Source organism: Massilimicrobiota sp. SW1139, from assembly GCF_012027715.1.
GTDB lineage: Bacteria > Bacillota_I > Bacilli_A > Erysipelotrichales > Coprobacillaceae > Allocoprobacillus > Allocoprobacillus merdigallinarum.
The window spans coordinates 1-23,755 of record NZ_SJOR01000001.1; the positions used below are offsets into that span (position 1 = coordinate 1).

Below are 23,755 nucleotides of genomic sequence, written 5' to 3' on the forward strand. Positions count from 1 at the left end.
AACATCTGCTTTTCATTTTGTAAAAACTGTGGCATAATAGATACGAAAAGAGGGAGAAAAATGAAAGATATATATCAGGAAGCATTAGAATTACATGAAAAAACAAAAGGGAAGCTGGAAGTACAGTTAAAAGTCCCTTTAGAAGAAAGTCATGATTTATCATTAGCATATACACCAGGGGTGGCTCAGCCATGTCGTGAGATTGCGAAAAATAAAGATGATGTCTATAAATATACCTGGAAACAAAATAGTGTTGCTGTTGTCAGCGATGGAACTGCAGTTTTAGGATTAGGAGATATTGGACCAGAAGCAGCTATGCCTGTTATGGAAGGAAAAGCTGTCCTATTTAAAAAGTTTGGAAATATTGATGCTGTGCCTATCTGTTTAGATACAAAAGATCCTCAAGAAATTATTCGTACAGTTAAAGCTATTGCACCAACATTTGGTGGTATTAATCTTGAAGATATTAGTGCACCACGATGCGTAGAGATTGAAAGAACACTTATCAACGAATTAGATATTCCAGTCTTTCATGATGATCAACATGGAACAGCCATTGTTGTTACAGCTGGTTTATTGAATGCATTAAAAGTTGTTCATAAGAAAATTGAAGATATTACTGTTGTAGTAAGTGGAACTGGTGCAGCAGGAAGTTCTATTATCAAAATGATTCATGCATTGGGTGTTAAAGAAATATATGGATTTAATATCAATGGTATTGTCACAAGAGAAGATTATGATCAATATGATTTTTTAACTCAGGAACTAACTGAAATCACAAATTCTCAAGCGAAACGTATGACAATGGCAGAAGCTATGAAAGAAGCTGATGTCTTTATTGGTGTTTCAGCACCAGGTGTTTTAACACCAGAAATGGTCAAAAGTATGAAAGAAAATCCAATTGTTTTTGCGATGGCAAATCCTGAACCAGAAATTCCTTATCAGGATGCTATTGATGCTGGTGTTGCCGTCATGGGAACTGGACGCTCAGATTATCCAAATCAAATTAATAATGTTTTGGCATTTCCAGGATTGTTTAGAGGGGCTTTGGATGTAAGAGCAAGAAAAATTAGTGAAGGAATGAAATTGGCAGCGGCTCATGGTTTGGCCTCACTTGTGAGTGATGAAGAATTATCACCAACATATGTTATTCCAAATGCGTTAGATCCACGTGTGAGTCAGATTGTAGCTCAGGCTGTTGCAAAAAAGGCTATTGAAGAAGGACTTGCAAGATAAAGGCTATTTACAGCCTTTTTTTTGTTATGCTATGATGAAAACGCAAAGATAAAAACACAGTTTGGTTGGTAGTCCAAACATAAGTATTTAACTTATCAGTAACCTTCCTCCTTAGGTCGTCCGTTCTTTGTTTATGAAAGAAAGGAGGATGACAATGGAATCTGTTTCAATTACTTTAAAGGTTTATTATGAAGAAACATTTTAGGTGGGTGTTTTTGAAAGAATAGAAAATCAACAATTCTCTGTCTTCAAAATCATCTTTGGATTAGAACCACAAGATCAGGATATTTATCGAATGATTCTTAAACAATATCAATCTTTTGTTTTTAGTCCACCCATTGATCATGCTGTAAAAGTTCATAAGATGAATCCTAAGAAAAAACAAAGAACGATTCATCGAGAAGTTTCAAGTGTTTATATGTCAACACAATCACAGAGGGCTCTATCTTTGCAATATGAACAAATGAAAGTTTTGCAAAAACATCAAAAGAGTCAGACAAAAATGAAAACGAAAGAAAAACTTTATCAACTTAAACAGTAAAAGAAAAAACAAAAACATAGAGAACATTAGGCCTCTATGTTTTTTGCTTTTCTATTAATACATTCCTGGTGCCATTGGAGCAGGAGCTGGATTATCTTCTTTAACTTGTGCAACACCTGCTTCAGTTGTAATAAATAAAGCAGAAATACTTGCAGCATTTAATAAAGCACTACGTGTAACTTTTGTTGGGTCAATAATACCTTTATCAAACATTGATACCCATTCACCATCTTTAGCATCAAATCCTTGTCCATCAGCAACTTTCATTTGTTGTTCTACAATTTCATCACTATTGAAACCAGCATTTTCAGCAATTTGTCCCATTGGAGCAAGTAATGCATCTAAGACAACTTTAATACCTTTTTGTTTATCTACGTTAGAATCTTTTAACTGGTCTTTTAAAGCTACATAAGCGTTAACTAATGTAACACCACCACCCATAACGATTCCTTCACTAACAGCAGCTTTTGTGGCATTTAAAGCATCTTCAATTCTTAATTTCTTTTCTTTCAATTCAGATTCAGTAGCTCCACCAACTTTAATAATTGCTACACCATTACTTAATTTACCTAATCTTTCAGCAAAATTTTTCTTATCGTATTCTTGTTTTGCATTATTCATCTGTTCAGTGATTTCTTTAACACGTTGATCAATAGCAGTCTTATCACCACTACCACCAATCATTGTTGTATGATCTTTAGTAATGTGTATTTTCTTAGCAGATCCTAAATCAGTCATTTGCATGTCTTTTAAATTCATATTTAAATCTTTACTATAGAATTTAGCATTTGTTAAAATGGCAATATCTTGTAAGATTTCTTTTTGATTATCACCAAAACCAGGAGCTTTTGTAGCCACAACATTAAATGTCCCTCTTAATTTATTAACAACTAATGTTGAAATAACTTCTTGTTCAAAATCATCAGCAATTAATAATAAAGGTTTATTAGATTGCATAACTTGTTCAAGAATTGGTAAGATTTCTTGAACTGTGTTGATTTTTTGATCAGTAACCATGATTAATGGGTTATCTAAATCAACAGTCATTTTTTCTCTATCAGAAACCATATATGGAGAAACATAACCTTTATCATATTGCATACCTTCAGCAACTTCTAATTCTGTATCAAAGCTGTTAGATTCATCAACACTGATGACACCATCTCTACCAACTTTTTCCATGGCTTGAGCAATATATTGACCAATTTCTTTATCTCCAGAAGAGATTGTCGCAACACTTTCAATATCATTGCTTGTTTCCACTTTATGAGATTTATCTAAAATATATTTTGCAACTTCTTTACTTGCATAATCAATACCTTCACGCATTAATACAGGATTAGCACCTTTTTCTACAGCTTTTAATCCATCTTGAATCATGCTTTGAGCTAAAATTGTTGCTGTAGTTGTTCCATCACCAGCAACATCATTTGTTTTATTGGCTACCTCATATACAAGTTTTGCACCCATGTTTTCAAATGCGTCTTCTAGTTCGATTTCTTTAGCAATTGAAACACCATCATTTGTAATTAAAGGTGATCCAAACCCTTTATCTAAAACAACATTACGTCCTTTAGGACCAATAGTGACTTTTACTGCATCTGCAAGAGTATTAACTCCATTTAACATTGCATCTCTGACATCTTTAGAAAAACGAATTTCTTTACTCATTATTTATTCCTCCTATTCAATAATAGCTAAAATATCTTCTTCTTCTAAAATCATATATTCGTCATCATTATCTTTAAATTTTGTTCCTGAATATTCTTTAAAGATAACAGTCATACCTTCTTTTAAGTGTTCATCACATTTAGGCCCAACAGAGACAACAGTCGCTTGATTGCTTGCTTGTTCTTTTGGACTTGTTAAAATGATTCCGCTTGCTGTTTGAGTTTCAGCTTTTTCTTTTTTTAATATCACATAATCATGTAATGGTTTCAACATTTTGTATTCCTCCTTATGTTTTAGCACTCATATATCTTGTTTGCTAACAAGTATTATTATAGCTTGATATATGAACTGAATATGAACTTTTAGCACTATGTTTTCAAAAGTGCTAAAATCGTTAAAATATATGAATGTTTATTCTTTTTTATAACTCTATTTGATATAATATTTTTATAGATTGAAAGGTTAAAGGAGAATAAAAATGGCTAAAAAATATGAAAGATTTGTAAAATCATATGAATCATCAAAGTTTGCAGGTTCAACAGAAATATGGGTAGATAAAGAAACAGGTGTGAATTATTTATTTCATAGTAATACAGTTGGGGCTGGAATGACTGTATTGGTAGATAGAGAAGGAAAACCCATTATAACAACAGTTTTTCCAGATGATGAATAAATGGATTTGTTGAAAACAATATTGAATGATTTCAATAAGAATGTTTCATTTTTAGGGTAGTTGTTATAAGAGAAAATGAAATTATAGATAAAAATTATATTTGTTTGATGATCAATAACGATTAAAACATTAATCATTATACTTTGTAAATGCATTAACAATATGAAATAGTTGATCCCTATGCACTCATTGAGTGCTTTTTTATATTCTAAATTAGGAGGAAGATAAAAATGATCAAAAAATATAATTTCAAACAATGGTTCAGGGCAGCAGGTGTTCGTGCTGTCAAAACAATGGCACAGACATTTGTTGCGATGATTGGAACTTCAACTGTCATGAGTGAAGTCAATTGGCTAATGATTGCAAGTGCAACAGTTCTATCAGGTATTCTTTCAATAGCAACATCCATTGCAGGCTTGCCTGAACTTGAAGAAGTCAAAAAATAGCAGATATGAGAAATAACATTTGTCATACAGGTCTCTCATGCATGCATCTCAATGTTTCAGAATAATTCATTTTTGAATAAACGAAGTCATATAAGATTATTCAAACGCATAGGACATGAAATAGATGTCAATATATGAAAGAAAGATAACAAAGAGTAGTCAAAAAGACTGCTCTTTTGAGATTATACCTGAATATTATAAATCAAAAGGTGGGATGCTGATTATGAAAATAAATGTACACGGTGGACACAACAAATATTCTACAGGTGCATCAAAATATCTTAATGAATTAACTGAAGATAGGAAAGTTAAAAATGAAGTCATTCGCTTATTAAAAGCGCAAGGACATACTGTATATGATTGTACAGATGACGTTGGAAAAACCCAAAATGCGAACTTATCGAATATTGTAAAAAAATGCAACGCACATTCAGTGGATTTAGATGTTTCTATTCACTTAAATGCTGGAGGCGGAACGGGCGTTGAAGTATATGTCTATTCTGATACTTCAAGTTATGCTAAAACTATAGCAACACGTATTTGTGCAAAGATTGCAAAAACATTAGATATTAAAAACAGAAGAATGAAATATTCATCTAGTTTATATGTTTTAAAACACACGAAGGCGCCTGCATTATTAATTGAATATTGTTTTGTAGATTCAAAAGCAGATAAAGAAAAGTGGAATGCTAAAAAATGTGCTCAAGCCATTGTAGAAGGTCTTTTAAATAAGACTATTTCGACTGGCTCAGGTTCTTCATCAAGTTCAACAAAAACAAATTTCCTGATTAAAGTTTCAGGAGTTTCAAAAGGAGATGTGTTAAATATAAGAGCAAATGCAAATGCATCATCAAAGAAAACAGGGTCACTTGCATATAATGATCCTAATCAATACACCATTGTTGAAACAAAGAAAAATGGTACTGAAACTTGGGGTAAATTGAAATCAGGAATTGGATGGATCAATTTAAGATATACAAAGAAAGTCTAAGATGAATGATGTTATCATTCCGTAGCGAATACTCATGATTAATGAGGAATTTATTGGTTTATGTTGAATCTTTATGATTTAAAAAAACACTGTTATTGTTGAAATGAACCTTGTTATCTGTATATCCAAATAACAAGGTTCATTTTGTTATAACAAGTCAGATGAAATTATTCTTTAAAACCATTCTTTCTTTTGAATTTCAAAGACTTGATTTTCATGAGTGACAGGTAATATTTGAGCATGATATGGATTATCTAAATGTTCTTGTGATAAAAGTTTTGTTGTTTCATAATGTCCAAAATAATGAATTGGTAAAACGTAATGGCATGGAACATGGCGTAAGAAATAAGATAATCCCAGTGAATAATTCTTTTCTTGTCTGATATCTACAACGATACATGCTAAATCAATAGGTTGATCAATACTATTGATTTCTTGCTGATATGTGATGCGCTGATATTCATTATCCTTTTGTGATTCACCCTCCCAATGCCACCAGTGAAGATCACCAGCATGATAAATCGTTTGATTTTCTACCTGAACTATAAAAGCACATCCTTCATCAGTAGAAAGCAATGTGGAAATAGATAAATCATCTATTTGATAAGTTTGATGTATATCTACATAATATGCATCATATTTATGACGCAGTGTATTGGATAAAATATAAGTGATTTGAGGATGATGAATTTTAAAAATATTGGGATTATAATGATCATAATGACGATGGGAAACAAATACATAAAGTGGTTTGTTATGATTAAGATTGAGCTGACCTTGATAATAATCAAATAGAAGAAGGTGCTCTTCCAACTCTACTAAACATCCACTATGATATAAATGTGTAACTTTCATATAAAAAAAGATAACATGCGAAACATGTTATTCTTCTTCTCCTTCATCATAATTTGAAACATTATGGTAAACTTCATCAACATCATCACAGTCATTAAGTAATCCCATTAATCTTTCAAATAACATCATATCTTCACCTTCAAGTTCTACATAGTCTTGAGGTGTTGTTGTAATATCATCCACATCAAATTCAATATCTTCTTTAACAGCTTCAATAGCTGTTTTGATTTTATTTAAATCTGTTGGTTCACCTGTTATTTTAATACGTCCATCTTCTAATGTTGTAATGTCTTTAGCATCAACATCACCCATAACTAAAGCTTCTAAAACTTCGTCTTCGCTCATACCACTTAAAACAACAGTGCTTTCTACATTATATAAATAAGCGACAGAACCTTCAGCTCCTAATTTAGATTTTGCTTTCGTAAATGCAGGACGGACTTGAGAAATTGTACGATTAATATTATCAGTTAAACATTTTACAATTAATGTTGAGTTTCCTGGTCCAAAACCTTCAAATTGAATAGGTTCATAGTTTTCTGTTACACCACTTTTGACTTTATCAATAGCACGTTTAATAACATCAGCAGGAACTTGTTCTTTTTTTGCTTTATCTACTAAACGTCTTAATGCTAAATTTCCATCTAATTCAGGTCCACCAGCTTTTGCTGTTAAATAAATTTCTTTTCCATAGCGAGAATATAATTTCGCTTTTTTAGCTGCAGTTTTTGCCATTGCAACTTTACGCACTTCATGTGCTCTTCCCATGATAAAATTCCTCCTTTGAAAATTCCTTTAGTATTATAAACATTTTTTAGTGATTTTTCAATAAAAAATGGTATAATCACTATATTTCATATAGAATTGAATGAAGAAAGGAGAAATTATGAGAAAAATAGTGATTGTTGGAGCTGGAGCTTCAGGTGTCTATTTATCTGTTTTATTAAAACAAAAATATCCTCAAGATGATGTTATTGTTTTAGAACAAAATCAATCTCCCTTAAAGAAACTTTTAGCGACTGGAAATGGAAGATGTAATCTTTCCAATCAAAATATGGATCAACAATATTATGATAGTGATAATTTAGATATTGTTCAGTCGATTATTCAAGATTTTGATATGGTTAGTCAAATGAAAGAAATAGGACTATATTGTCTATATCAGGGTCATCTCTTGTATCCTAAAAGCGAGCAGGCTTTATCGGTAAAAAATGTATTGATGCAACGTGCTCAAGAAGCAGGGGTTTTATTTCTTTATGAACAGGAAGTTTATCGCATTGAATGTCAAAATCAATATAGAATTGTAACATCAAAACAAACATTTCATGCTGATATTGTTATTTTGGCCATGGGGAGTGAAGCAGGGAAACTTTCAGGCATGAATGAATCACGTTATCATATTTTAAAGCAGCTTCAATTAAAAGTGATTGAACCAGTACCTTCTTTAGTTCAGTTTTATACATCACCTGTTTTAAAAGCTTTAAAAGGTGTAAGAGTGAAGGGGACTTTTTCGTTGATGGAAAATGACAAGTGTATTCATCAGGAAAAAGGTGAATTATTATTTACTGACTATGGTGTGAGTGGTATTGCTGTTATGCAATTGTCATCTTTTTATAAAAAACATCATCAATATCAATTATATATTGATTTTTTTGACGAATTAAGTCACAATCAGTTATGTCAATATTTATCTCAGCAATCTTCATTATTTTTAGAAGGTATGTTAAATCATAAAATTGCATCATATTTTCAAAAATATCAAGATCTTCCTATTCAAAAACTGGCTTTTTTATTAAAACATTATCGTTTAGATATTCAAGGTATCAGAGAAGCGCAGTATGCACAGGTGATGAAAGGAGGATTATCATTAGAAGATGTCACTTATGATTTAGAATTAAAAAGATATCCTAGTATGTTTGCTATAGGGGAAATATTAAATGTAGCAGGAATGTGTGGAGGATATAATTTGCATTTTGCATTGGCAAGTGCTTATCGTGTAGCGCAGGCTATAGAAAGGAATGTATATGTTAAGAATTCATAATGTCAAAGTCAAATTAGGAGAAAAACGTTATGCAAAAGTCATATCACAATATTTGAATGTTCGAGAAAAAGAAATTCGAAATGTAACTTTGGTCAAACAATCTATTGATGCAAGAAGACAAAATGTTCATTTTATATGTAGTTTTGATTTTCAGGTTCGTGATGAAGCGCAGTATTTAAGAAAATTTCCACTGCTTCAACGTGTTCAACCATATCAATATCATTATTTACCATCAAATGATCAAAGTGTCATGATTGTAGGAAGTGGGCCAGCCGGTTTATTTTGTGCCTATGTTTTGGCTATGAGTGGTCAGAAAGTGACTGTTATTGAGCGTGGTCAGGAAATTGAAAAAAGAGAAAAGGCAGTGGCTGATTTGTTAGAAAATGGTTGCTTGCATTGTGAAAGTAATATTGCATTTGGTGAAGGTGGAGCTGGAACTTTTTCTGATGGAAAATTAACAACTGGTATAAAAAATGAACGTATTCGTTATGTATTGGAAACTTTTGTTCAATTTGGTGCGCCAGAGGATATTTTATATCTTCATAAACCTCATATTGGTACAGATTATTTACGTCAAGTTATTCAAAATATGCGTCAATTTTTAATTGAAAAAGGAGTTACATTTTTATTTGAAACACAAATGATTGATTTTAAACAGGAATCAGATAGTTATCATGTTACTGTTTTACATCATGGTCAGACTAAAGTGATGGATACTGATTTACTTGTATTGGCTATTGGTCATAGTGCACGTGATACTTATGAATTACTTTATCAAAAAGGTATGACTCTTGAACAAAAAGCTTTTGCAGTAGGCGTACGTATTGAACAATCACAACAAAAAATCAATCAAATTCAATATAAGAAAAGTGCTTCTTCACCATATTTAAAGGCGGCAGCATATAAACTTGCTGTACAAAGTGGAAAACGAGGTGTTTATACATTTTGTATGTGTCCTGGTGGTTATGTTGTCCCATCACAACATGAAGATGGAACGCTATGTGTTAATGGGATGAGTTATTATGCACGTGATGGTCAAAATGCAAATAGTGCTATTTTAGTCACTGTTTCCACAGATGATTTTGATAGTTCACATCCATTGGCAGGAATTGAATTTCAAAGACAATTAGAAAAGAAAGCATTTATGTTAGGTGGTGGGCATTTTCATGCTCCGGTACAAAAAGCTATGGATTATATAAATAATGAAGTCAATCCATTAGGTAAGATTAAGCCAACTTATCAGCCAGGATATCAGCTTTGTGATTTAAATCAGATATTTCCTGATTTCATTAATCATTCTTTAAAAGAAGGTTTGTTATTAATGAATCAAAAGATGCCTGGATTTATTGATGAGGACACAATTTTAACAGGAGTGGAATCAAGAAGTAGTGCACCAGTTAGAATTTTAAGAAATGAAAACTTTCAATCATCAATGAAAGGAATTTACCCAATTGGAGAGGGTGCTGGTTATGCTGGTGGTATTATGTCATCTGCAATTGATGGGATGATGTGTGCGGAACAGATCCTAAAGACGCATAAATAGTGGGAGGAATTATGAATATTGTTATTATTGGATTAGGAAAAGTGGGACAGATGCTGACACATTATTTATCAAATGAAGGATATAATATTGTTGTTATTGATCAAAATAGTCAGAAAGTAGAAAATGTTGTTAACCAATATGATGTTTTAGGAATTAGTGGAAACGGGGCCAATTTTCAAGTCTTACAAGAAGCGGGTGTTGATAAAGCCAATGTTGTTATTTCAGTAACGACATCGGATGAATTGAATATTTTATCTTGTTTATTAGCTAAGCAATTAGGAGCTAAGCACATCATTGCGCGTGTTAGAAATCCTGACTATTCCTTACAAAGTGAAATCTTAAAAAATAAATTAGGATTTTCTATGATTATTAATCCTGAGTTGGAAGCTGCAAATGATATCAGAAGAACAATTTTGTTTGCATCAGCCATGCGTATAGATACTTTTGCAAAGGGAAAAGTAGAAATTATTGAATTACGTATTTGTAATGGAATGAAACTAGATTCTATTGCTTTAAGTCAATTGTCTTCTGTTACAAAATCTCAAGTGTTAATTTGTGCGGTAAAACGTAACGATAAGGTTATGATTCCCGATGGAGATTTTATTTTAAAGGGTCAAGATCATATTTATGTTGTTGGTTCACATAAAGATTTAACAAAGTTTTGTTTAGATGCTGGTTTTGTATCAGAAAAAATCAAACATGTTATGATTATTGGTGGAAGTAAAATTACTTATTATTTAGCAAGACAATTAGCTGTACATGGAATTAAGACAAAGATTTTTGAAAGAAATCATGAGCGCTGTATTCAATTGTCTGAACAGCTGCCATATTCTGTCATTATTGAAGGAGATGGTAGTGATGAAAATATTTTAATGGAAGAAGGCGTCAATAGAAGTGATGCCTTAGTCAGTTTAACAGGATTGGATGAAGAAAATATTGTTTTAGCCCTAGTAGCAAAACAATTAGGTGTAAAGAAATCTATCGCAAAAGTGAATCGTATGAATCTGAATGGTGTTATTGATCAATTAGGTATAGATAGTATTGTTGATCCAAAAGTTTTAGTAACTTCTCAAATTATTCGTTATTTACGTGTCAAAGAAAATCATGATCGTTCTTCTAGTATTCAGACATTATATAAGATTGTCAATGAAGAAGTGGAAGCCGTTGAATTTATTGTTGATGAAAAAACAAAATATTGCAATATTCCATTAGCTCAAGTGAAAACAAAGAAAGATTTATTGATTGGTGGTATTATTCGTCAAAATCAGACAATTATTCCTAATGGTCAGGATGTTTTAAATGTTGGCGATCGTATTATAGTCATTGCTTACCATACCCCTCTTAAAGATATTAATGATATTTTTGAGGAAATTCACTGATGAATAGACGTATGATTTTTTATACGCTTGGTAAAATGCTCATGATTGAGGGGCTGTTGATGCTTTTACCATGCTTGACTGGTATGATTTATCATGAAAAGGAAAGTTTGGCATATCTTATTATTGCAATTTTATTATGCTTTATAGGAAAGCTTATGAGCTTACATAAACCTCAAAATAAAATCATTTATGCTAAAGAAGGTTTTGTAGTCGTTGCTGCAGCATGGATTTTTTTATCCATTTTTGGAGCTATTCCTTTTTGCTTGACGGGTGAAATTCCTTCTTATGTAGATGCCTTGTTTGAAATAGTTTCAGGTTTTACAACAACGGGTTCATCTATTTTAACAGATGTTGAGGCTTTATCACATGCCAGTCTATTCTGGCATAGCTTTTCACACTGGATTGGTGGTATGGGGATTCTGGTTTTTGTCGTGGCATTTTTACCAGATGCCAATGGTTCTACTTTACATATTTTAAAAGCGGAAATGCCAGGTCCTATTGTAGGAAAGTTAGTTTCTAAAATAACAGTATCTTCACAGATTTTATATCAGCTTTATACAGTTTTAACAATTCTTGAAGTCATACTTTTGATGTTGGGTGGAATGCCTTTCTTTGATAGTTTATTAAATAGTTTTGGAACTGCTGGAACAGGTGGATTTGCAATTAAAAATGCTTCAATAGCTTATTATAATAGTGCTTATTGTGATGGAATTATTACCTTTTTTATGATTTTATTTGGTATTAATTTTAATTTGATATATTTTGTTGCGATTAAAAAATTCAAAGCAGCTTTTAAAAGTGAAGAATTACGCTGGTATCTTATTATTATCTTTGCTTCAGCCATTGCGATATCGTTTAATATTTTACCTTTATATCATTCTATTTTTGAAGCTTTTCGTTATGCTATCTTTCAAGTTGGATCTATTATCACGACGACAGGTTACGTCACTGCTGATTATGGACAATGGCCATTATTTTCACAAACAATTTTAGTCTTGTTGATGTTTGTTGGAGCCTGTGCAGGTTCAACAGGTGGCGGGATGAAAGTTTCACGTATTATTATTGGAGTTAAAAGTGCTGTTGCCGAAATGAAGCATATGCTCCATCCACATAGTGTTGTTTCAGTTGTATTTGAAGGGAAACATTTATCGTTATCTACTTTAAATAATATTCATGTTTATTGGGTGCTCTATTTCTTATTGTTTGGTTTATCGTTTTTATTTGTTTCTTTACAAAATATTGATTTTACATCAGCATTTAGTGCTGTTGCGACATGTTTTAATAATGTTGGGCCTGGTCTTGGTGTTGTTGGACCAACAGGAAATTTTTCTAGTTTAACAGATATGTCAAAAATTGTTTTATCATTGGATATGCTGGCAGGTCGTTTGGAGATTTTCCCATTGTTAATGTTCTTTTCACGTTCTTTATGGAAAAAGTAAGAGTTGTTTGTAAAAAAGCAACTCTTTTCATTATGGAATTTTTTGTTATTCTTCACACCATATTTTTTTTTGTCATAAAATGTGATACACTAATAAAAAAGGTGGTTATAAAAATGAGTGCATTAATTGAATTTAAAAATATAGTTAAGAGCTATACAATGGGGGATATTACAATTAATGCCAGTGATGGTGTTGATTTTACTGTTGAAAAAGGGGAATTTGTCGTTATTGTTGGTGCTTCGGGAGCCGGGAAAACGACAATTTTAAATTTGCTTGGGGGTATGGATTCACCAACCAGTGGTTCGATTATCGTGGATGGTGAAAACATTGCCTTATATGATGAAAAAAAATTGACGGAATACAGACGTAATGATATTGGATTTGTCTTTCAATTTTACAATTTAGTTCAAAATTTAACAGCATTAGAAAATGTTGAATTGGCTTCTCAGATTTGTAAAAATCCATTAGATGCACGAAATGTGTTAGAAAGAGTTGGATTATCAGATCGTATGATGAATTTTCCAGCACAATTATCTGGAGGAGAACAACAACGTGTGGCTATCGCCAGAGCGATTGCTAAAAATCCAAAATTGTTGTTGTGTGATGAACCAACAGGAGCATTGGATTATCAAACAGGAAAGGCTATTTTATCATTGCTTAGAGAAATGTGTACAACTTATCAGATGACTGTTATTGTGATTACTCATAATTCTGCTTTGGCACCTATGGCAGATCGTGTTATTCATTTAAAAAATGGAAAAGTGAATGGTATAGAATTAAATGAAAATCCAAAACCAATCGAGGAAATAGAATGGTAAAAAGCAAGAAAAAAGCTTATTGGAAAAATCTGAGAAAGTCTATTTGGGCTTCTAAAGCAAGATTTTTTTCTATTTTTGCAATTGTCTTTTTGGGTGCAGCATTTTTTGCAGGATTGAGAAATACACCAGGAACAATGACAAAATCAATGGATGCATTTTTAGATCAGTATCATTATGCTGATTTAACATACATGGCTTCATTAGGTTTTTCTAAAGAAGATATTCAGGAAATCGAAAATATTGAGGGAATTGAAGCAATTGGATATGGTTATCAATTTGATGCCCTAGTCAATCATAATGATGATTCCTTGTCAGGGATGACTGTTTATGCAAATGATCATTATGATAAAGACATGATTAATAGTCCTTATCTGGTTGATGGACGTTATCCTCAAAAGGATAATGAATGTATGATTGATGAAGAAATGTTATCTGAAGGTTACCAGCTTGGTGATGAAATCTTGATTCATAATGATCAGGGCAAAAAAACATTTCAAATTGTTGGTATTATTAATGATGTTCGTTATATTGCGGTTACTGATCGTGGAACGAATACTTTAGGTGATGGGACAAATTCTGGATATATTGAAATTTTGAATGAAAACAATGATTTTTTAGCTATGCCAGAAGATTTGTATGATTTGCGTGATGAAGATGTTTTGTATAATCAGATTTCTGTTTGTGTTGAAGGGGCAAAAGAGTACAATGTCTTTAGTGAAGAATATGATGATTATATTGAAGATATCAATACAAAAATAAAAAGTACTTTATCCTTAAAAATGAGTCGTTTGTATGAAGACTTAACAAGTGATGCCAAAACACAGTTAGATAAAGCTCAAAAAGAATATGATGAAGGTTATACCACATATCAGGATTCAAAGAATTTATTTGATGAAAAAATATTAGAAGCAAAGATTCAATTAACAAATGCGAAGATAACATTAGCACAAAAAGAAAGTGAATATCTCAAAGCTCAAGCGACCGCTTCTTCGCAAATTGAAGACATGCTTGGAACTATTGAAAATACAAGTCAAGAATTGAAAAGTAATTTAGAAACTTTACAGGCTGAACTTGAAAACTATCAAAATAATTCTATTGAAGATATTTCGCCAGAAGTTCAAAAATCTATTCAGAGCTTGGAAAAAATGGGAGATATATTGAATTCGGCATCTTCTTCGTTAGATGGTTTAACACAGTTAAATGAGGCTTCTATTGCTATAGAAAAGGCAAAACTAGAAATTCAACAACAGGAAAATAAATTAACTTTAGAAGAATTACAGACAAATAACGAATTAGAAAAAGTTCAAAAAGAATTAAATGATGCCAAAACAAAATTGGATGATGCAAAAGATGAAATCAATCAAATTCCAAAAGGAAGATTATATACTCTAACACGTCATGAAAATGCTGGTTTAGTTAATTTTGATTCTAATAGAGAATCTATTGCTTCTATTGCAGATATATTTCCACTGATGTTCTTCTTGGTTTCTGCTCTTGTTTCTTTAACAACTATGACCAGAATGGTAGAAGAACAGCGTGGTCAAAGTGGAACATTACGAGCTCTAGGTTATTCTAAATGGGATGTTATTAAACAGTATATTGTTTATGTTATATTGGCTACTTTGTTTGCATGTCTATTAGGAATTGTGATTGGAACACAATTTTTCCCACGTATTATTTACTATTTATATAATTTAATGTTATTCCAGGTTGATGCACCTATTGCTATCTATTCAAGTTTATGGGTGGCAATAGAAACACTTTTCATTTCTGTTTTTGTTATTTTAGCAGTTACTCTCTTTGTATGTGTGAGTGAGTTGAATTTAATGCCTGCTGTCTTAATGCGTCCTAAGGCACCAAAGATTGGAAAACGTATTCTTTTAGAAAGAATTCCATGGCTTTGGAAACGTCTTTCTTTTAATCAAAAAGTCACGATGCGAAATATCTTTAGATATAAGAAACGTTTCTTTATGTCAGTTATTGGTATTGCAGGTTGTACAGCTTTAATTATTACGGGCTTTGGTATCAAATCTTCTGTATCACAAGTTGTTGATAAGCAATATCAGGATGTCTTTACGTATGATTATCTTGTCCGTATGGAAGATAGTGTATCAACCAAAACAGCACAGGAATATCAAAAAGATCTTTTGAATCGCAGTGAGGTCAGCAATGTTGAATATGTTTTAAATAAAAGTGTTAATCTTTTAAAAGATAAAGAAGATTTGTATGGTTCATTGATTGTGTATCAGTCAATGGATAATATGAAAAATTTTGTTAATTTTAATGATTATCACACACATAAAGATTTGGTTTTAGACGATGAAGGTATTATTCTTACTGCCAAAGCTGCAGAATTGCTGGGAGTAGAAAAAGATGATACGATTGATATCGAATTAGATGAAACTAAATATAATGTTAAAGTATCAGGAATAACAGAAAACTATTTTATGAATTATGTATATATGTCACAGACACTCTATGAATCAGTGACTTCACAAGATTTGGAAGTGAATAATGCATTTTTGATCATGCAAGATGATCGAGATTCAAGTCAAAAAACTTTAGAAACATATATGAAAGAGAAAGGATACGGTAATCTTTCTAATGTTGCATCTATTGGTGAGGAGTTTGATAAACAGGTACAAAGTGTTAACTTGGTTGTTATTATTTTGATTATCTGTGCAGGAGCATTGAATTTTATTGTCTTATATAATTTGACAAATATTAATATTCAGGAACGTAAAAGCGAGATTGCAACAATTAAAGTTTTAGGATTTAGGCGTAAAGAAGTCTATGATTATATTTTTAGAGAAAATGTTCTATTGTCTGTTATTGGATCTTTAGTTGGTATTATCTTTGGTTATTTCTTGCATAAGTTCATTATTATTACGGTTGAGCTAGACATGACTATGTTTATTAGACAAATTCATATAAGTAGCTATATTTATGCAGTACTCATTACTTTAGGTTTCACATATTTCATCAATTTGACAATGCGTCATGTTTTAAATAAAGTAGATATGGTAGAATCTTTAAAAAGTATTGAATAATATAAAATAATCAAGATAAATGGCATCAAATGTTTCATGGTGGAGGAGAAGTTCAAGAAAAATGAACTTCTCCTTTTTTACATAGATATTGGAACAGGAAAGGGTATAGATTTTTATTTATTTGATGATTATCATGCAAGTGATTTTTATAAAAATATTTAAAATTTATATAAAAAATAAATATCTTTATGATTTTTAGAATATTTGAAAAAATAAAGTTATTTTTTGTTGACTTGTATAAAATGTTAAGTATAATAATGAATATATTTAGAAAAAGGGGAGAGATATATGAATATAAAAAAAGTTATGTCTTTAATGGCTGTGTCAAGTATGTTGGTTGCTTGTGGTGGAGGAACTGGTGGTTCTTCAGCTACAGAATTAAAAGAAGGGGATACAATCAAAATTGGATTTGTTGGTCCATTAACTGGAGAAACATCAACTTATGGAATTCCAGTTAAAAATACAATTGAACTTGCCATAGAAGATTATAATAATTCTGATGATGCAAAATATAAAGTAGAATTACTAGCTGAAGATTCTCAAGGTAAGGAAACAGATGCTGTGAATGCTTATAAAAAATTAGTTGGTGAAAAGGTTGTTGGAATTGTTGGTCCTGTTATTACGGCTGAAGGTTTAGCTTTAGGAGAGGCTTCTAAAGCTGATGGAACACCTATTGTTTCACCAAGTACTTCTGGTGATAGTATTACTTTAAATAATGATGGAAGTACAAGAAGCAATTACTTTAGAACATGTTCTAATGACTCAATGGGTGGTCAGACAATTGCAACAGCTATTGGTGATGGTCGTATTAATGTTAAGAAAGTTGCTATTTTAACAAATAGTGGTAGTGATTATAGTCAGGGATGTACAGATTCATTTGTTGCTCAGGCAAATAAAGATGGCACACAAATTGTATTACAAGAAAAATATCCAAAGGATACAAAAGATTTTGGAAGCTATATTACAAAAGTAAAACAATCAGGAGCAGATGCTGTTTATATTCCAGATTATTATGAAATGATTGCAACTATGGTTGGTCAATTTAAAAATGCTGGTTACAATGGTACATTCTTAGGAACTGATGGTTGGGATGGCGTTTTATCAGTTAAAGATGTTGATAAATCTATTTTCAATGGAGCTTATTATACAAATACATTCGATGACCGTGTAGAAGATGTACAAAATTATGTAGCTAAATATAAAGAAAAATATAACAGTGATACAAACATGTTTGGAACAATGGCTTATGATGCAACTTGGGTATTATTGAAAGCAGTTGAAGCTGCTGGAACAACTGATTATGCTAAAATTTGTGAACAGTTAGAAAAGACAAATTATGATGGTATTACAGGTCATTTTGAATTTGATGATCAACATAATCCAACAAAAGAATTGGTTGTTAAAACTATTAAAAATGGTGAATATAGTTATTTAGATTAGAAGAAAAATAAAGGAGATTTTTCTCCTTTATTTTTTTAAGTCAGGAGGTTTACAAATGGAATTTTTAACACAAATTATCAATGGATTAAGTACAGGTGGAATGTATGCACTTGTTGCCATTGGTTATACAATGGTATATGGGATTGCTAAAATGATCAATTTTGCTCATGGTGAAATTATTATGGTTGGCGCATATCTGGCTTATGTGATGACAACTATGGTGCAAGCACCCATTATTGTTAGTGTTTTAGTAGCCATTGCTGGATGTGCTTTATTAGGTGTTGTGACAGAAAAAGTGGCTTATAAGCCCCTTAGAAATAGTGGGAGTTTAGCTGTTTTAATTACTGCTATTGGTGTCAGTTATCTGTTACAGAACTTATTTTTGATTTTATTTGGTTCTGCTGCCAGAACTTTTCCTCAATATATGCCTAGTGGTACAGTATCTTTTTTTGGCGCTCATATTACGTATGTCGCTTTGCTTTCACTTATCTTAACTTTTATTTGTACTGGATTATTGCTTTTGTTTATAAACAAAACAAAATTGGGAAAAGCAATGCGTGCTGTCAGTGAAGATCGAGGAGCTGCAGAATTAATGGGAATCAATGTGAATACAACCATTTCTCTAACATTTGCCATTGGTTCTGGTTTAGGGGCTATTGCAGGTATTATTTATGGTATGAGTTATTCTTTGATTAATCCCTATTTAGGTGCCATGTTAGGTATCAAAGCTTTTATAGCAGCTGTTCTTGGTGGAATTGGAAGTATTCCAGGAGCAATGGTAGGTGGATTGATTATTGGTGTTGCTGAAGCATTTACAATTTCATATATTTCATCTGCTTTTTCAGATGCAGTTGTTTTTGGTATTTTAATCTTTATTTTATTAGTTAAGCCAGCAGGATTGTTTGGTCAGAATATGAGAGAGAAAGTGTAGGTGATAGGGATGAAAAAGAAACAAATAAAAGATTTGATTATATCCTTTATCATGGCGCTGATTATTTATGGAATCATTATGTTTTTAATGAGTGCTGGAATTGTTGACTATTATTGGTCAGGAATTCTCATTATGGCTTGTGTCAATGTTATTTTAGCAACAAGCTTGAATTTAGCGAGTGGTTATTTAGGACAGTTAACTTTAGGACATGCTGGATTTATGTCCGTAGGAGCTTATACATCTGCTTTATGTAGTTTATATCTTCATTTCCCATTTTTATTAAGCTTATTGATTGGTGCTATTGCTGCCTGTCTGATTGGCGTTGTTATTGGTATACCAACATTAAGATTAAAAGGTGATTATCTTTGTATCATTACTTTAGCATTTAATGAAATCATACGTGTTATTATGCTTAATTTAAGTATTACAAATGGTGCCAAAGGATTGATGGGATTTCAAGCAATGAATATTGATTTTTCTGTCTATTTTTTAAGTGCTGTGATTACAATCTATGTCATTTACTGTATTGTTAAATCACGTCATGGGCGTGCCATTATTTCTATTTGTGAAGATGAAACAGCCAGTGAATTATCTGGTATTCCTACATCATATTATAAGATCTTAGCTTTTGCTATTTCTGCTTTCTTTGCTGGGATTGCAGGTGGATTATATGCTCAATATATGGGAATGCTGGTTCCTTCTACATTTGATTATAATAAATCAGTAGAAATTCTGGTTATGGTAGTATTAGGTGGATTAGGAAATTTAAAAGGTTCTATTATAGCAGCTATTATCATGACGATATTGCCAGAGTATTTAAGAGCATTTGCGGATTATCGTATGTTACTTTATGCAATTGTTTTAATTGCTGCAATGATTATCAAAGAAAAAAATTTAGTGCCTCGTATTAAAGCTAAATTTTTTAAGAATAAGACAGTGGAGGTGGATGACTGATGAGTTTGTTAAAAGCAGAGGGATTAGGAATCCAATTTGGTGGTTTAAAAGCTGTTGATGAGTTTAATTTTGAAATGGATAAAGACCAATTATATGGTTTGATTGGACCAAATGGAGCTGGAAAAACAACTGTATTTAATTTGTTGACAGGTGTTTATAAACCAACGAGTGGACAAATACTTTTTGATGGGAAGTCACTTTTAAAGATGACACCTACGCAAATTACACAATTAGGGATTGCAAGAACATTTCAAAATATTCGTTTGTTCAAAAAAATGAGTGTTATTGATAATGTTAAGGTTGGATTGCATCATTCTCAAAATTATTCATTATTATCATCTATTCTTCATCTTCCAAGTTATTTTAAAGGTGAAGAGGCTATGCAGGAAATGGCTATGAGCTTACTTCGTGTTTTTGATCTAGAAAAATATGCTGATGTCAAAGCTGGAAATTTACCATATGGAAAACAACGTAAACTAGAAATAGCAAGAGCACTTGCAACGTCACCTAAACTTCTTTTGTTAGATGAACCTGCAGCTGGTATGAATCCTATTGAAACAGAAGAATTAATGGAAACGATAAAGATTGTAAGAGAAAAATTTTCTATTGCGATTTTATTGATTGAACATGATATGAAACTTGTTATGGGGATTTGTGAAAAAATTGCAGTTTTAAATTTTGGTACAGTCTTAGCATTTGGGACTCCAGATGAAATTAAAAATAATCCTGATGTGGTTGCAGCATATTTAGGACATGAAGAATAGGGGGATGACCATGTTAAAAGTTGATCATTTAAATGTTTATTATGGTGTGATTCATGCGATTAAAAATGTAAGTTTTGAAGTGAATCAAGGTGAGATTGTGGCTTTGATTGGAGCTAATGGGGCTGGAAAGACATCTATCATGCATGCTATTAGTGGATTGGTAAAACCTAAAAGTGGTACGATATCTTTTATGGGGGATGAGATTACAAAACTTCCTGCACATAAAATTATTGCTAAAAATTTAGCTCAAGTTCCTGAGGGTAGACGTATTTTTGCTCAATTAACGGTTCAAGATAATTTGGAAATGGGTGCTTATTTACGTACGGATAATAAAATAGGACAAGATTTAGAAAAGGTCTATCAAAGATTTCCACGTTTAAAGGAACGTAGAAATCAATTGGCTGGAACACTGTCAGGTGGAGAACAGCAGATGTTAGCAATGGGGCGCGCACTAATGTCAAAACCAACGCTATTATTGTTAGATGAACCATCAATGGGGTTATCACCTATTTTGGTTAATGAAATTTTTGACATTATTAAAAGTATTAATAAAGATGGAGTAACGGTATTATTAGTTGAACAAAACGCAAATAAAGCACTTTCAATTGCTGATCGTGCCTATGTTCTTGAAACTGGAAATGTTATTGTATCAGGGAAAGCCAATGAAGTTGCAAATAATCCCAAGGTAAGAGAAGCTTATCTTGGTTAAAGAAGATTGAAGAATCTTCTTTTTTTTAATGAATATTGAGACCGTTTTGTTTTGTTGTTAACAAACGATCACCATATGCTTTTAAAATAAACGAAATGTAAATCAGACTTATAAGATAACATGCATCATGACGTAATGATAGTGAGCAAATAAATGGATGAATTATATAAATGAATAAACCACTTAATAAACACCATAAAATAAAATATATCAAACATATTCTCCCTTGATAATTGAAAGCATGATGAGAATAATCCCAACATTGAGTGTGAAAAAATCGCTCAATATAATAACTACTTAATAATTCTAATAAAGTCATACAAATTCCACCGATAAGACATACGAAAAATGGATGAAAATACTGAAGATAGGGTTGGCATAATATAAGGATACAAGCACCAAAACCATATAAGGGAATAAATGGCCCATTCAATAAACCTGATGAGATCCATTTTTTGCGAAATAACGAAACATAAATAGATTCAAGCCAATATCCTAAAAAACAATAAATTGAAAAATAGACAATAATCATAGCATTCTCCTTTTCAACTCATTCTATGAAATGAAGATAATAATATGTCTAAAATTGATTAAAAAGTGAATACTTTGTATAGAAAAATGATAAAAAACAAAAAAATATCAAAAAAAGTTAATTCAAAAAATATTGATACAATCAACAAAATTTTAATTTCTTAAGAATTTCTTAAGAAAATTGTGGACTTTTTGTGAACGTTGTTTTATAATTCTAAGTGGGTATATTATTGAAAGGAGGCAACGAATGGATAGTAATATTAAGACGAATTTATTGGAAATTATGCAAGAGCATGTTTTAAAACGTAAAGCTATGTTCATTCCGATGTTATGTATTTCAACATTTGGTTTGGTTGGTTATGCTGCTGTCGATAAAGAAAAACCTACAATCGAAGCTAATAAGATTGAAGTTCTTTATGGGACAAAGCTAGATAAAACGATGTTTGCTATTTCTGATAATCGTGATTCCCTAGACGCTATGGATGTAAAAATTGATGATACATCATATGATGCATATCAATTAGGTATATATAACGTCGAAGTAACTGCAACCGATATGTTCTCAAATTTAAGTACAAAGGTTGTTCAAGTAGAAGTTGTTGATAAAACTGCTCCTGAATTGAATCCGGTAGGAGATAGTCAAGGTTATGTTATTGATGTTGAAGCAAATGGTAGTCAAGATATCGCTCAATATGTCAATGCATCTGATAATGTTGATGGAGATGTTACACCATTTATTGAAACAGACAAGAAACTCGATACTTCAAAATTAGGATCTCAAATGATTGAATTGAGTGTTTCAGATAACGCTGGAAATCAAACTCAACAAACATATGAATTCTATGTATCAGATACGACTGCACCTACTATTAGTTACAAGAAGGGATCTACAGTTACAGTAGACTATGGTTCTCAATTTGATTATTTAGATTATATCAAAGTGACTGATAACTTTGATAAGAAAGTGAAATCTATTGAAGTAGATGGAACTGTTGATACTAAGAAAGATGGAGAAAAAACTTTAAAAATTACTGCTAAAGATTCTTCTGGTAATGCATCTGAAGAAACATTAAAAGTTAAAGTTGGTGACTTAAGTGCACCTAAGATTAGTTTATCTAAGTCTTCAGTACAAATTACTAAAGGTAAGAGCTTTAATGCAAAAAGTTATCTAGAAAGTGCAACTGACAACAAAGATGGAAATGTGACTTCTAAAGTCGAAATCAGCAATCCAGTTAATACAAATAAAGCAGGAAAATATACTGTTGAATATAGTGTTACTGATAAAGCTGGTAATTCAAGTTCTAAAACTTTGAAAGTTACTGTTGTAAATCCAGATGACATTGCTCCTAATCAAGGAATGGTAGCTACTGCTCAATCACGATTGGGTTGTCCATATCAATGGGGTGCAACTGGACCAAGTTCATTTGACTGTTCAGGATTTACTCAATGGGTATATCGTAAGAACGGCAAGAGTATCCCACGTACATCTGGAGCACAAAAAAGTGGAGGAAGAAAAATTTCTTTATCTCAAGTGAAACCAGGTGACATTGTATGGCGACCAGGCCATGTAGGAATCTACGTTGGTGGAGGAAGAGTTATTCATTCACCGACAACAGGATCTGTTGTTAGTTATACAAGTTTAAGTGGATTTACTTGTGGTGTAAGATATTAATGATGAAAAACTGTAATGAATGATTTCATTACAGTTTTTATTTTGTTATAATAGGGCTAAGGTTAGGTGAT

Annotated in this window: 22 protein-coding genes; 17 read left to right on the forward strand and 5 right to left on the reverse strand. The window is 31.7% G+C overall.

Translation table 11 applies throughout. The annotated features are described in order from the left end of the window. The first annotated feature begins 60 nt into the window (after nucleotides 1–60). Together E0K96_RS00005 and E0K96_RS00010 are read left to right on the forward strand one after the other, a co-directional pair. Entirely contained in the window at nucleotides 61–1,236 is a 1,176-nt protein-coding gene (locus E0K96_RS00005) for an NAD(P)-dependent malic enzyme (protein ID WP_087298017.1), read from the forward strand. 205 nt (nucleotides 1,237–1,441) lie between these two features. Next, entirely contained in the window at nucleotides 1,442–1,777 is a 336-nt protein-coding gene (locus E0K96_RS00010) for a YjdF family protein (RefSeq protein WP_168080254.1), read from the forward strand. A gap of 54 nt (nucleotides 1,778–1,831) precedes the next feature. Here the strand turns inward: E0K96_RS00010 and groL are convergent, their stop codons facing one another. Then, a complete protein-coding gene (gene groL / locus E0K96_RS00015) occupies nucleotides 1,832–3,448 on the reverse strand; it encodes a chaperonin GroEL (RefSeq protein WP_168080256.1) in 1,617 nt (538 codons plus the stop codon). 12 nt (nucleotides 3,449–3,460) lie between these two features. Further along, nucleotides 3,461–3,721 (reverse strand): GroES family chaperonin, encoded by a 261-nt coding sequence (locus E0K96_RS00020; RefSeq protein WP_087245164.1) that lies wholly within the window; start codon nucleotides 3,719–3,721, stop codon nucleotides 3,461–3,463. Between the two features lie 205 nt (nucleotides 3,722–3,926). Between E0K96_RS00020 and E0K96_RS00025 the strand changes: the two genes are divergently transcribed. The 3 genes from E0K96_RS00025 (at nucleotide 3,927) to E0K96_RS00035 (ending at nucleotide 5,558) form a co-directional block, all read left to right on the forward strand. Beyond that, nucleotides 3,927–4,121 (forward strand): DUF6440 family protein, encoded by a 195-nt coding sequence (locus E0K96_RS00025; protein WP_168080258.1) that lies wholly within the window; start codon nucleotides 3,927–3,929, stop codon nucleotides 4,119–4,121. Between the two features lie 230 nt (nucleotides 4,122–4,351). After that, entirely contained in the window at nucleotides 4,352–4,567 is a 216-nt protein-coding gene (locus E0K96_RS00030) for a holin (RefSeq protein ID WP_206080486.1), read from the forward strand. Nucleotides 4,568–4,790: 223 nt separating this feature from the next. Beyond that, the gene (locus E0K96_RS00035; RefSeq protein WP_168080260.1) at nucleotides 4,791–5,558 is read left to right on the forward strand and encodes an N-acetylmuramoyl-L-alanine amidase; all 768 of its coding nucleotides are present in this window, start codon (nucleotides 4,791–4,793) and stop codon (nucleotides 5,556–5,558) included. A 174-nt stretch (nucleotides 5,559–5,732) separates the two neighbouring features. Here E0K96_RS00035 and E0K96_RS00040 read toward each other — a convergent pair whose 3' ends face one another. Together E0K96_RS00040 and E0K96_RS00045 are read right to left on the reverse strand one after the other, a co-directional pair. Then, nucleotides 5,733–6,413, reverse strand: a complete 681-nt coding sequence (locus E0K96_RS00040; protein ID WP_168080262.1) for an MBL fold metallo-hydrolase — start codon at nucleotides 6,411–6,413, stop codon at nucleotides 5,733–5,735. Between the two features lie 27 nt (nucleotides 6,414–6,440). Then, a complete protein-coding gene (locus E0K96_RS00045; RefSeq protein WP_168080264.1) occupies nucleotides 6,441–7,181 on the reverse strand; it encodes a YebC/PmpR family DNA-binding transcriptional regulator in 741 nt (246 codons plus the stop codon). A gap of 118 nt (nucleotides 7,182–7,299) precedes the next feature. On the opposite strand from E0K96_RS00045, the gene E0K96_RS00050 reads away from it, so the two are divergent. From E0K96_RS00050 to E0K96_RS00100, 11 genes are all read left to right on the forward strand, one after another. Beyond that, complete coding sequence (locus E0K96_RS00050; RefSeq protein WP_168080266.1) at nucleotides 7,300–8,454, forward strand: aminoacetone oxidase family FAD-binding enzyme; 1,155 nt, start codon at nucleotides 7,300–7,302, stop codon at nucleotides 8,452–8,454. Further along, the gene (locus E0K96_RS00055; RefSeq protein ID WP_168080268.1) at nucleotides 8,438–9,997 is read left to right on the forward strand and encodes an NAD(P)/FAD-dependent oxidoreductase; all 1,560 of its coding nucleotides are present in this window, start codon (nucleotides 8,438–8,440) and stop codon (nucleotides 9,995–9,997) included. Before E0K96_RS00050 ends, E0K96_RS00055 begins: the two co-directional genes overlap by 17 nt. Before the next feature lie 11 nt (nucleotides 9,998–10,008). Then, nucleotides 10,009–11,376 (forward strand): Trk system potassium transporter TrkA, encoded by a 1,368-nt coding sequence (gene trkA / locus E0K96_RS00060; protein WP_168080270.1) that lies wholly within the window; start codon nucleotides 10,009–10,011, stop codon nucleotides 11,374–11,376. Further along, nucleotides 11,376–12,815, forward strand: a complete 1,440-nt coding sequence (locus E0K96_RS00065; protein WP_168080272.1) for a TrkH family potassium uptake protein — start codon at nucleotides 11,376–11,378, stop codon at nucleotides 12,813–12,815. Before trkA ends, E0K96_RS00065 begins: the two co-directional genes overlap by 1 nt. A gap of 113 nt (nucleotides 12,816–12,928) precedes the next feature. After that, the gene (locus tag E0K96_RS00070; protein ID WP_168080274.1) at nucleotides 12,929–13,633 is read left to right on the forward strand and encodes an ABC transporter ATP-binding protein; all 705 of its coding nucleotides are present in this window, start codon (nucleotides 12,929–12,931) and stop codon (nucleotides 13,631–13,633) included. Beyond that, nucleotides 13,627–16,683 (forward strand): ABC transporter permease, encoded by a 3,057-nt coding sequence (locus tag E0K96_RS00075; RefSeq protein WP_168080276.1) that lies wholly within the window; start codon nucleotides 13,627–13,629, stop codon nucleotides 16,681–16,683. The genes E0K96_RS00070 and E0K96_RS00075 overlap by 7 nt, the downstream gene beginning before the upstream one ends. Nucleotides 16,684–16,971: 288 nt before the next feature. Next, nucleotides 16,972–18,123, forward strand: coding sequence for an ABC transporter substrate-binding protein (locus tag E0K96_RS00080; RefSeq protein ID WP_087304139.1), 1,152 nt, complete (start codon nucleotides 16,972–16,974; stop codon nucleotides 18,121–18,123). A gap of 55 nt (nucleotides 18,124–18,178) precedes the next feature. Further along, nucleotides 18,179–19,054 (forward strand): branched-chain amino acid ABC transporter permease, encoded by an 876-nt coding sequence (locus E0K96_RS00085; RefSeq protein ID WP_087245177.1) that lies wholly within the window; start codon nucleotides 18,179–18,181, stop codon nucleotides 19,052–19,054. 9 nt (nucleotides 19,055–19,063) lie between these two features. Then, a complete protein-coding gene (locus tag E0K96_RS00090) occupies nucleotides 19,064–20,008 on the forward strand; it encodes a branched-chain amino acid ABC transporter permease (RefSeq protein WP_087245179.1) in 945 nt (314 codons plus the stop codon). Continuing rightward, nucleotides 20,008–20,772 (forward strand): ABC transporter ATP-binding protein, encoded by a 765-nt coding sequence (locus E0K96_RS00095; protein WP_087245181.1) that lies wholly within the window; start codon nucleotides 20,008–20,010, stop codon nucleotides 20,770–20,772. Before E0K96_RS00090 ends, E0K96_RS00095 begins: the two co-directional genes overlap by 1 nt. A gap of 10 nt (nucleotides 20,773–20,782) precedes the next feature. Then, on the forward strand, nucleotides 20,783–21,481 hold the full coding sequence (locus E0K96_RS00100) for an ABC transporter ATP-binding protein (protein ID WP_087296651.1): 699 nt from the start codon (nucleotides 20,783–20,785) through the stop codon (nucleotides 21,479–21,481). Nucleotides 21,482–21,506: 25 nt separating this feature from the next. On the opposite strand, the gene E0K96_RS00105 is transcribed toward E0K96_RS00100, so the two are convergent. Then, on the reverse strand, nucleotides 21,507–22,013 hold the full coding sequence (locus E0K96_RS00105; protein WP_206080488.1) for a putative ABC transporter permease: 507 nt from the start codon (nucleotides 22,011–22,013) through the stop codon (nucleotides 21,507–21,509). A 246-nt stretch (nucleotides 22,014–22,259) separates the two neighbouring features. On the opposite strand from E0K96_RS00105, the gene E0K96_RS00110 reads away from it, so the two are divergent. Further along, the gene (locus tag E0K96_RS00110; RefSeq protein WP_168080278.1) at nucleotides 22,260–23,684 is read left to right on the forward strand and encodes a C40 family peptidase; all 1,425 of its coding nucleotides are present in this window, start codon (nucleotides 22,260–22,262) and stop codon (nucleotides 23,682–23,684) included. The last annotated feature ends 71 nt before the right edge of the window (nucleotides 23,685–23,755 follow it).